This is a genomic window from Streptomyces sp. NPDC059853 (genome assembly GCF_042731495.1).
In the GTDB taxonomy this organism is placed as follows: Bacteria; Actinomycetota; Actinomycetes; order Streptomycetales; family Streptomycetaceae; genus Streptomyces.
This window is the reverse complement of record NZ_JBHWJL010000027.1, coordinates 22,973-31,692: the sequence shown is the minus strand read 5'-3', so window position 1 is coordinate 31,692 and position 8,720 is coordinate 22,973. Positions and strand designations below refer to the sequence as shown.

General features: G+C 73.2%; 7 protein-coding genes. 6 read left to right on the top strand and 1 reads right to left on the bottom strand.

The window, feature by feature from the left end:
* The coding region (locus ACFV5N_RS05340) for a hypothetical protein (RefSeq protein WP_385594343.1) at positions 1 to 1,773 on the top strand (1,773 nt) is incomplete at its 5' end.
* A 71-nt stretch (positions 1,774 to 1,844) separates the two neighbouring features.
* Positions 1,845 to 3,956, top strand: coding sequence for a DEAD/DEAH box helicase (locus ACFV5N_RS05335; RefSeq protein WP_385594349.1), 2,112 nt, complete (start codon positions 1,845 to 1,847; stop codon positions 3,954 to 3,956).
* Here the strand turns inward: ACFV5N_RS05335 and aztA are convergent.
* Positions 3,928 to 4,554, bottom strand: coding sequence for a zinc ABC transporter ATP-binding protein AztA (aztA, locus tag ACFV5N_RS05330; protein WP_385594341.1), 627 nt, complete (start codon positions 4,552 to 4,554; stop codon positions 3,928 to 3,930). The two genes, ACFV5N_RS05335 and aztA, sit on opposite strands and share 29 nt — an antisense overlap.
* A gap of 51 nt (positions 4,555 to 4,605) precedes the next feature.
* Between aztA and aztB the strand changes: the two genes are divergently transcribed.
* The 4 genes from aztB to aztD are packed head-to-tail and all read left to right on the top strand — an operon-like array spanning position 4,606 to position 8,630.
* A complete protein-coding gene (aztB, locus tag ACFV5N_RS05325; RefSeq protein ID WP_385594339.1) occupies positions 4,606 to 5,448 on the top strand; it encodes a zinc ABC transporter permease AztB in 843 nt (280 codons plus the stop codon).
* A 7-nt stretch (positions 5,449 to 5,455) separates the two neighbouring features.
* On the top strand, positions 5,456 to 6,499 hold the full coding sequence (locus ACFV5N_RS05320) for a hypothetical protein (RefSeq protein ID WP_385594337.1): 1,044 nt from the start codon (positions 5,456 to 5,458) through the stop codon (positions 6,497 to 6,499).
* Positions 6,496 to 7,413, top strand: coding sequence for a zinc ABC transporter substrate-binding protein AztC (aztC, locus tag ACFV5N_RS05315; protein ID WP_385594335.1), 918 nt, complete (start codon positions 6,496 to 6,498; stop codon positions 7,411 to 7,413). The genes ACFV5N_RS05320 and aztC overlap by 4 nt, the downstream gene beginning before the upstream one ends.
* Positions 7,414 to 7,442: 29 nt before the next feature.
* Entirely contained in the window at positions 7,443 to 8,630 is a 1,188-nt protein-coding gene (gene aztD, locus ACFV5N_RS05310) for a zinc metallochaperone AztD (protein ID WP_385594333.1), read from the top strand.
* Positions 8,631 to 8,720 lie beyond the last annotated feature (90 nt).

Genomic DNA, 8,720 nt, shown 5'->3' with positions numbered 1-8,720 from the left:
GTGGAGGACGGGCCGGAGCCGCTGGGCACCGAGCGGCGGCTCCCAGGCGGACCGGCCGGCGTCACGGATGGTCTCGGGTACGACCATCCGAGCCAGCCGCTCACGGTGTCGGCGGACGGGAGCCGGGTGGCCGTGGCCGACGATGGCGAGTTGGTGGTGTGGGATCTCGACGCGGAGGCGGTGGTGCTCCGGCAGTCGCTGGATCAGGAGATCGCCGATGTCGCCGATCTGTGGTTCGGCCCGCAGGACGGGACGCTGTACCTGGCCTCCTTTCAGTACCGCGAGGACCCGGGCAACGTCTGGAATCTGCACGCGCTCGACACCACGGACGGCAGCCACCGTTCGCTGGCGGAGGGGGTCCGGCGGGCTGCGGTGTCGGGGGACGGTTCGACGGCGCTGGTGTGCCGCTCCCCGGACGATCTGAGGAACTCGGCCGAGTATCTGCTGCTGGACGCGGCCACCGGACGGAACCGGGCGGGCTTTTCGCTGGAGCTGTGCAGCGAGATCGCGGTGGACGAGAGCGGCCGGCGGTTCGTCGTCGGCACCGGTTCCTGGTCCCGGTCGCTGGAAGTCGCGGGCGACGGCACGGTCGGGCTGCTGCCGACGCCGTTCGGCAACCCGATCACGAAGGCGAGCGGCGCCACCCTGCACCGGGAGTTGCTGGGCAGCGGCGAGGAGCTGTCCGTCCTGGTCCGGGCGCCGGCGGGCGCCGCGCTGCTGGCACTGCCGGGCCGGGACGAGGAAGCCGCGCTGGAAACCATGATGCTGAGTCCGGACGGTGCCACCGTGGTGGGCGTCAATCCGGACGGCTCCCAGGTGCACGCCGCCACGGTCGAGAGCGACCTGGAGGACGGGCAGTGGGCGGAACGCCCGGGGGCGACCCGGGTCCCGGCAAGCCACGAGATCACCTTCTCCCCGGACAGCACCCTGGTCGCCGACCGGGTGACGGACGACCGCATCGAGATCCGCGCCGTGGACAGCCTGGAGGTCATCGGCGCGTCGGCGGTCGCGGAGCCGGACGGTGACGTCGACTACTGGTTCCTCGACGACCGCACGCTGCTGGTGCGGTCGGGCACGGTGCTGGAGCTGTGGGAGGCGCGGGCCGAGCGGCTCCGTACCCGGGTCGACCTCGCCGATCTGGGCATCACCCGGGACGAGCAACGGCACTTCGGTGTGTACCGGCACGTCGAGCCTGGCCATGTGGCCGTGGTGGACGGCGGCTCCGTGATCCGGGTGGTGCACCTGTACGAGGGGCGTGAGGTCCCGGAGCTGAACCTGGACACCGGCGGCGATGTGCTGGCGGTGCGGTTCGACACCGAGGGCCGGCATCTGCTGCTGGCGCGGCCCGGCGACGCGGTGTGGGAGCTGTGGCGGCTCGATCCGCCGCGCCGCGAGCTGGGGCCGCTGCCGACGCTGTGCCGGACCTGTACCGGGTACGAGACCCGGTCGTTCGGCTTCCCGGGCGACGGCCGGGTGCTGATCGGCATGGGGGACACGCTGCGGGTGTACGAGCCGGGCAGCCCGTACGCCGTCGAGCGGTATTTCCTGGGCGGGCCCGGCCAGTTCCTGGGCATCTCGCGGGACGGCACGACCGTGCTGTTCAGCCCCGGCGAAGGGTACGAGGAGTCGCCGGTGTTCGTGCTGCGTCTCAACCAACCCGAGGAGTGGGCGGACCGGTTGTGCGAGGTGCTGGGGCACCGCCGGATCACGGATCCCGAACGGGCGGTGACCACCGCCGATCTGCTGCCCGAGCCGGTGTGCGAGCCGTCCTGAACCGCCCCGCCCGGCGAGCGCACCGTCACTGTCAGTGACCCGTGGCAGGATGCGGATGGGGTGATGCGGTGATGGAGTTGCGGGAGTTGGCGCAGGGTGTGGTGGCCGATCACACGGCGGCCGTCGCCCGGGTGCGTGAGGCGCTGGTTCCGCTGCGCGACGCGGAGGTCGCCGAGCGGCTCGGCGGCATGGGCGTGGAGCGGCTGAAGGAGGTCACCGAGGGGCGGCTGCGGGTGGCCGCGCTGGAGGACGGCGGGTACCGGACGGTCGGCAGCGTGTGGGCGGCCACCGTCGGGGAGTTGCAGCTGGTGCCCGGGGTGGGGGCGCTGACCGCCGGGCAGGCGCTGGCGGCGGCCCGGCGGATCGCGCAGGCGGTGGAACGTACGGTCGCCGTCTGGCTGGATGTGGACGAGCCGGACGCGCGCACCACGGCCCTGGTCGTCGCGCTGCACCGGTTGCTGGCGGCGGGGCCCGGGCTGCGCAGGACGGTGGAGGCGGCGCGGGAGATCGAGGCGCGGCTGGCGGAGTTGCTGCCCGCGGCCCGGCCGGCGCGGGGGCGGCTGCGGATGCTGGTCGCCGGGCGGGAGGGGCGGGCCAGGGCCAGGGCGGCGGTCGCCGCGATCGAGGAGCTGACGGCGGATGCCGGACGCCGGGGGCTGACCGGGGCGTTCCGGCAGGCGTCGGTGGATCTGCTGCGCGATCCGCCCTCGGACGTCGAGGCGTGGGTGGACTTCGAGTTGCGTTCCGCCGATTACTACAGCCTGCTCGCCGAGCTGGACGCCCGGCCGCCGGACGCGGACGCGGCCCAGGGGTATGTGCCGGCCGAGATCGGGGACCGGGTCCGGGCGGAGGTGCTGGACGACAGCCTGCTGAAGGTGTCGCTGCGCGGGTACCAGGCGTTCGGCGCGCGCTTTCTGCTGGCGCAGCGGCGGGTGCTGCTCGGGGACGAGATGGGGCTGGGCAAGACGGTGCAGGCCATCGCCGCGCTGGCGCATCTCGCGGCCCGGGGCGAGACGCACTTCCTGGTGGTCTGCCCGGCGAGTGTCCTCCTCAACTGGACGCGGGAGATACGGGCGCGCAGCGCGCTGCGGCCCGTCGCGGCGCACGGTCCCGGCCGGGCGGAGGCGTTCGCCCGCTGGCGGCGGGACGGCGGGGTGGCGGTGACGACCTTCGACGCGCTGCGGACGGCGGGCGGGGCGGCCGCGACGGCGATGCTGGTGGTGGACGAGGCGCACTACGTGAAGAACCCCGGCGCGCAGCGCACCCGGGCGGTGGGGGAGTGGGCGGCGGTGGCCGGGCGGGTGGCGTACCTCACCGGCACCCCGCTGGAGAACCGGGTGGGCGAGTTCCGCGCGCTGGTGCGCCAGTTGCGGCCCGAGGTGCTGCCTCGGGTGGACGGGCGGGAGCTGGTGGCCGGTTCGCAGGCGTTCCGGCGGGCGGTGGCGCCGGTGTATCTGCGGCGCAACCAGGAGGACGTGCTGACGGAGTTGCCGGCGGTGGTGCGGGTGGACGAGTGGGAGGAGTTCGGACCGCGGGACGCCGCGGCGTACCGGGAGGCCGTGGCCTCGGGGAGCTTCATGGCGATGCGGCGGGCCGCCTACGCCGCGCCGGACTCCATGAAGGTGCGGCGGATACGGGAGCTGGTGGCCGAGGCCGCGGCGGGCGGGGCCAAGGTGGTGATCTTCTCCTACTTCCGCGCCGTGCTGGAGACGGTGGGCGCGGCGCTCGGATCCGGCCGGGTCACCGGGCTGCTGAGCGGGTCCACGACGGTGAGTGCGCGGCAGCGGCTGGTGGACGCGTTCACGGCGGCGGAGGGGCATGCCGTGCTGCTGAGCCAGATCCAGGCCGGCGGGGTCGGGCTCAATCTCCAGGCCGCCTCGGTGGTGATCCTGTGCGAGCCGCAGATCAAGCCCACGATGGAGCATCAGGCGGTGGCGCGGGCGCACCGGATGGGGCAGGTGCGGACCGTCCGCGTGCACCGGCTGCTGGTGGCCGACAGCGTGGACCAGCGGATGCTGGAGACGCTGGCCGGCAAGAGCGCGCTGTTCGACGCCTACGCGCGGCGCAGTGAGGTGGCGCGGGCCACCCCGGACGCGCTGGATGTGTCGGAGGGGGAGCTGGCCCGGCGCATCGTGGACGAGGAGCGGGCGCGGCTCAGCACAGGTGGCCCGCCGCCAGGGTGAGGATGTGGTCCGCCGCGGCGGCCTCGGCCGGGTGGTGGGTGGCGTGGACGACGGTGGTGCCGTCCTCGGCCGCGATCCGGGTGAGGGTGTCGGTGATCTGCCGCTGGGCGGCGGCGTCCAGGGCGGCGGTGGGTTCGTCCAGCAGCAGCAGCGGTGAACGCTGCGCCAGGGCCTGGGCGATGAGGGTGCGCTGCCGCTGGCCGCCGGAGAGGCCGCCGAGCTGGCGGTGCGCCAGGTCCTCGATGCCGAGCCGGGTCAGGCAGTCGTCGACCACGGCGCGGTCGGCGCGGGTGAGCCGGCGCCAGGGGCCGCGCTCGGCCCACCGGCCCATGGTGACGGCCTCGCGCACGGTGAGCGGCAGGGCGTCGGGGACGGCGCTGCGCTGGACCACGTAGGCGGGGCGGCAGGGGCGCGCGAAGCGGATGGTGCCGGTGGTCGGGGTGAGCGTGCCGGCCAGCAGGTTCAGCAGGGTGGATTTCCCGGACCCGTTGGGGCCGGTCAGCGCGGTGACCGCACCGGCGGGGAGGGTGGCGCTGATGCCGTGCAGGGCGCGGTGGCCCGGGTAATCGGCGGTGACCTCGTGGAGTGTGACCGGCATGACAGCCCCTAGTAGATGACGATAATCGTTTTCATTATAGAGTGACCCCTCATGGAGTGGTTGCTCGAACCGTTCGCGGTGTCCTTCGTTCAACGGGCGCTGTGGGGCGGGATCCTCGTCTCGCTGATCTGCGCGCTCGCCGGTACCTGGGTGGTGCTGCGCGGCATGGCCTTCCTCGGCGACGCGATGGCGCACGGCATGCTCCCCGGGGTGGCGCTCGCCTCCCTGCTCGGCGGCCCGCTGCTGATCGGGGCGGCGGCCAGCGCCGGGGCGATGGCGCTGGGCGTCACCGCGCTGGGGCGCTCGGCGCGGATCTCCCGGGACACCGGGATCGGGCTGCTGTTCGTCGGCATGCTGTCCCTCGGCGTCATCATCGTGTCGCGCTCGCAGTCCTTCGCGGTGGATCTGACCGGGTTCCTGTTCGGCGACGTGCTCGCGGTCCGGGACGGGGACCTGGTGTTCCTGGCGGTGGCGCTGGCGCTCGCGGCGGCGGTCGCGCTGCTGGGGCACCGTGCCTTCCTGGCCCTGGCCTTCGACCCGCGCAAGGCGCACACGCTCGGGCTGCGGCCGAAAGCCGCGCACGGCGTGCTGGTCGCGCTGGTGACGCTGGCGATCGTCGCCTCCTTCCATGTGGTCGGCACCCTGCTGGTGTTCGGCCTGCTGATCGCCCCGCCGGCCGCCGCCGCGCTGTGGGTGCGGCGGGTCCCGCTGATCATGCTGGGCGCCGCCCTGCTGGGCACCGTGTCGACGGCGGCGGGCCTGGTCATCTCCTGGCACGGCGGTACGGCCGCCGGGGCCACGATCGCCGCCGTGGCCGTGGGGCTGTTCTTCGCCTCCGCCCTGGCCACCCTCCTCACGTCCCAGCTGGAGAAGAAGAGAGTCCATGCGTCCTAGGAATGTCATGATCGCGGCAACATTGCCCGCCCTGCTGCTGGCGGCCGGCTGCGGCACGTCGGACAGCGGCCGGAACAGCACACCGGAGGCCGCGGAAACCGAGGAAAGCACCCCGCACGGCTACATAGAAGGCGCCGAGGAAGCCGCCGAACCCCAGTCCCGGCTGATCCTCGCCGACGCCACCACCGGCGGCATCCACGTGCTCGACCTGATCACCGAAGAGATCACCGAGGTGGGGGAGTTCGCCGACCCGCACGCCCTGCGCGGCGACGGCAGGTACGGCTACCTCACCGGCGCCGACGGCACCGTCCAGGTCGTCGACAGCGGCGCCTGGACCGTCGACCACGGCGACCACGCCCACTACTACCGCGCGGCCGTGGAACTCGGCGAGCGACTCCCGGCCGGCACCGTGCCCTACAAGGAGACCCCGTTCACGGTCGCGGACAACACCGTCAGCGGCCCCGGCGTGGAGGAGACCTGCGCCGACCCTTCCCCAAGCTCTTCGAGCAGGGGATACCCCATGGGCACCGCCGTCACCCGGGCAGGACTGGTGCTCGGCTGCGCGGACGGCGCCCTCCTCGTCAGCGAACAGGAGGACGCCGAGGGCCGGTTCACCGCCGAACGCCTCCCCTACCCCGAGGACACCGCACCCGGCGCCCGCGCCGGGGAGTTCCACCACCGCGCCGGGAGCACCACCCTCGCCGCCCTCGCGGCGGACGGCACCGGCTACTGGCTCCTCGACGTCACCACCGGCGCCTGGCAGTTCACCGCCGACGCCACCGTGACCGCCGTCAACGTGGTCGGCAGCGGCGGCGCCGTCCTCACTCTCACCGACACCGGCGACCTCGTCTCCCGCGACGGCACCGACGGCGAGGAGACCGCCCGCGTCCCGCTGACCGGCGACAGCATCGAAGTCGACAGCAGCCGCGCCTACATCAGCGACACGGAAGGGCAGCGGGTCTTCGAGATCGACTACGCGGACGGTCTGCGCACCGCCCGCACCTTCGATCTCGGCTTCACCCCCTCGCACATGGTGGAGACGGGCCGATGAGGCGGCGCACCGTCATCGGCGCCCTGCTCGGCGCCCTCGCCCTCACCCTCGCCACCACCGGATGCTCCACGGCCGACGACGACCGCGCCGGGATCGTCGTCACCACCAACATCCTCGGCGACATCACCCAGCGGATCGCCGGCGACCAGGCCGAGGTCACCGTCCTCATGGGCGCCGGAACCGACCCGCACTCCTTCGGCATCTCGGCCCGCCAGGCCGCCGGGATCGAAAGCGCCGCGCTCCTGGTCTACAACGGCCTCGGCCTGGAGGAAGGCGTCCTGCGGCACGTCGAGGCCGCCGCCGGATCCGGCACCCCCACCCTGGAGGTCGGCGCGGAGATCGACCCGCTGCCGTACACCTCCGACGCCATGGCCGGCGAACCCGACCCGCACTTCTGGACCGACCCGCAGCGCGTGGCCACCGCCACCGAACGCATCGCGGAGCGGATCATCGCGGACGTACCCGGTGTCGACGCCGACCGCGTCCGCGAGAACAGCGCCGCCTACCTCGCCGAGGTCGGCGAACTCGACGCCTGGATGACGGACGCGTTCGCCGCCCTGCCCGCCGAACGGCGCGCCCTGGTCACCAACCACCACGTCTTCGGCTACCTCGCCGACCGGTACGGGTTCGAAGTGATCGGCGCCGTCATCCCCAGCGGGACGACCCTCGCCTCGCCCTCCGCCGCCGACCTCGAATCGCTGGCCGGCGCCATCCGCGAGGCCGGGGTCCCGGCCGTCTTCGTCGACGCCCAGCAGCCCGACCGGCTGGCCCAGGTGCTCGCCGAGGAGACCGGGCTGCACGTGGACGTCGTCCCCCTGTTCTCGGAATCGCTGAGCGCCCCCGGCGAAGGCGCCGAGACCTATCTGGACCTGATGCGTTCCAACACCCGGGCCATCGTGACCGGCCTGCGGTGACGACAGGAAAGACAAGAGAGAGAAGAGAGATGCGCACCCAGCGAATCACCGGAGGGATATCCCTCCTCGCCGCCTCCGCCCTGGTCCTGACAGCCTGCGGATCGGACGACACCGAGAAGGAGGAGACCCAGCCCAAGGACGAACAGTCCGCACCGGCCCACGAGGTCGCCGAACCGCTGGTCACCACCTACGACGGCGGGCTCCTCGTCCTCGACGGCACCACCCTGGAGGTCATCGAGGACATCCCGCTGGAGGGCTTCAACCGCCTCAACGCCGCCGGGGACGAGCGGCACGTCCTGGTCTCCACCTCGGCCGGCTTCCAGGTTCTGGACGCGGTCGGCGCTCAGTTGACCGACGCCACCTTCGCCGCCGAGAAGCCGGGCCACGTCGTACGGCACGGGGACCGCACCGTGCTGTTCGCCGACGGCACCGGCGAGGTGACCCTGTTCGACCCGCACGAGCTGGGCGGCTCCGGCCTCCCGGCCACCGACACCTACCAGTCGGCCGAGGCCCACCACGGCGTGGCCGTCGAGCTGGAGAGCGGCGGCCTGCTGGTCACCCTCGGCAACGAGGAGACCCGGGTCGGCGCCATGGTCCTCGACGCGGACGGCGAGGAGATCGCCCGCAGCGAGGAGTGCCCCGGCGTGCACGGCGAGGCAGCGGCCAAGGGCGACGTGATCGTCATCGGCTGCGAGGACGGCGTCCTCGTCTACAAGGACGGCTCCTTCACCAAGGTGGACAGTCCCACCGACTACGGCCGGATCGGCAACCAGGCCGGGTCGGAGGAGTCCACCGTCGTCCTCGGCGACTACAAGCAGGACAAGGACGCCGAACTGGAGCGCCCCGAGCAGATCTCCCTCATCGACACCGCGGACGGCTCGCTCACCCTCGTCGACCTCGGCACCAGCTACACCTTCCGCTCGCTGGCCCGCGGCCCGCACGGCGAGGCGCTGGTGCTCGGCACCGACGGGCAGCTCCACGTCATCGACCCGGAGGCGGGCGAGGTCACGGCCTCCATCCCGGTGACCGGCGCCTGGGAGGAGCCGCTGGAGTGGCAGCAGCCGCGCCCCACGGTCTTCGTCCGCGACCACACCGCCTTCGTCACCGAACCGGCGACGAAGGAACTGCACGCCGTCGACATCGAGTCGGGTGAGATCCTCAACTCCGTCACCCTGCCGCAGGTGCCGAACGAGCTGAGCGGAGTGCTCGCCCACTGACGCGCGCCGAAGCGCCCGGGGGTGCGCCCCCGGGCGCTTCCCGCGCGCCGCCGAGCGCCCTGGTGGGCCGGGGAATCCGTGCTGATCATG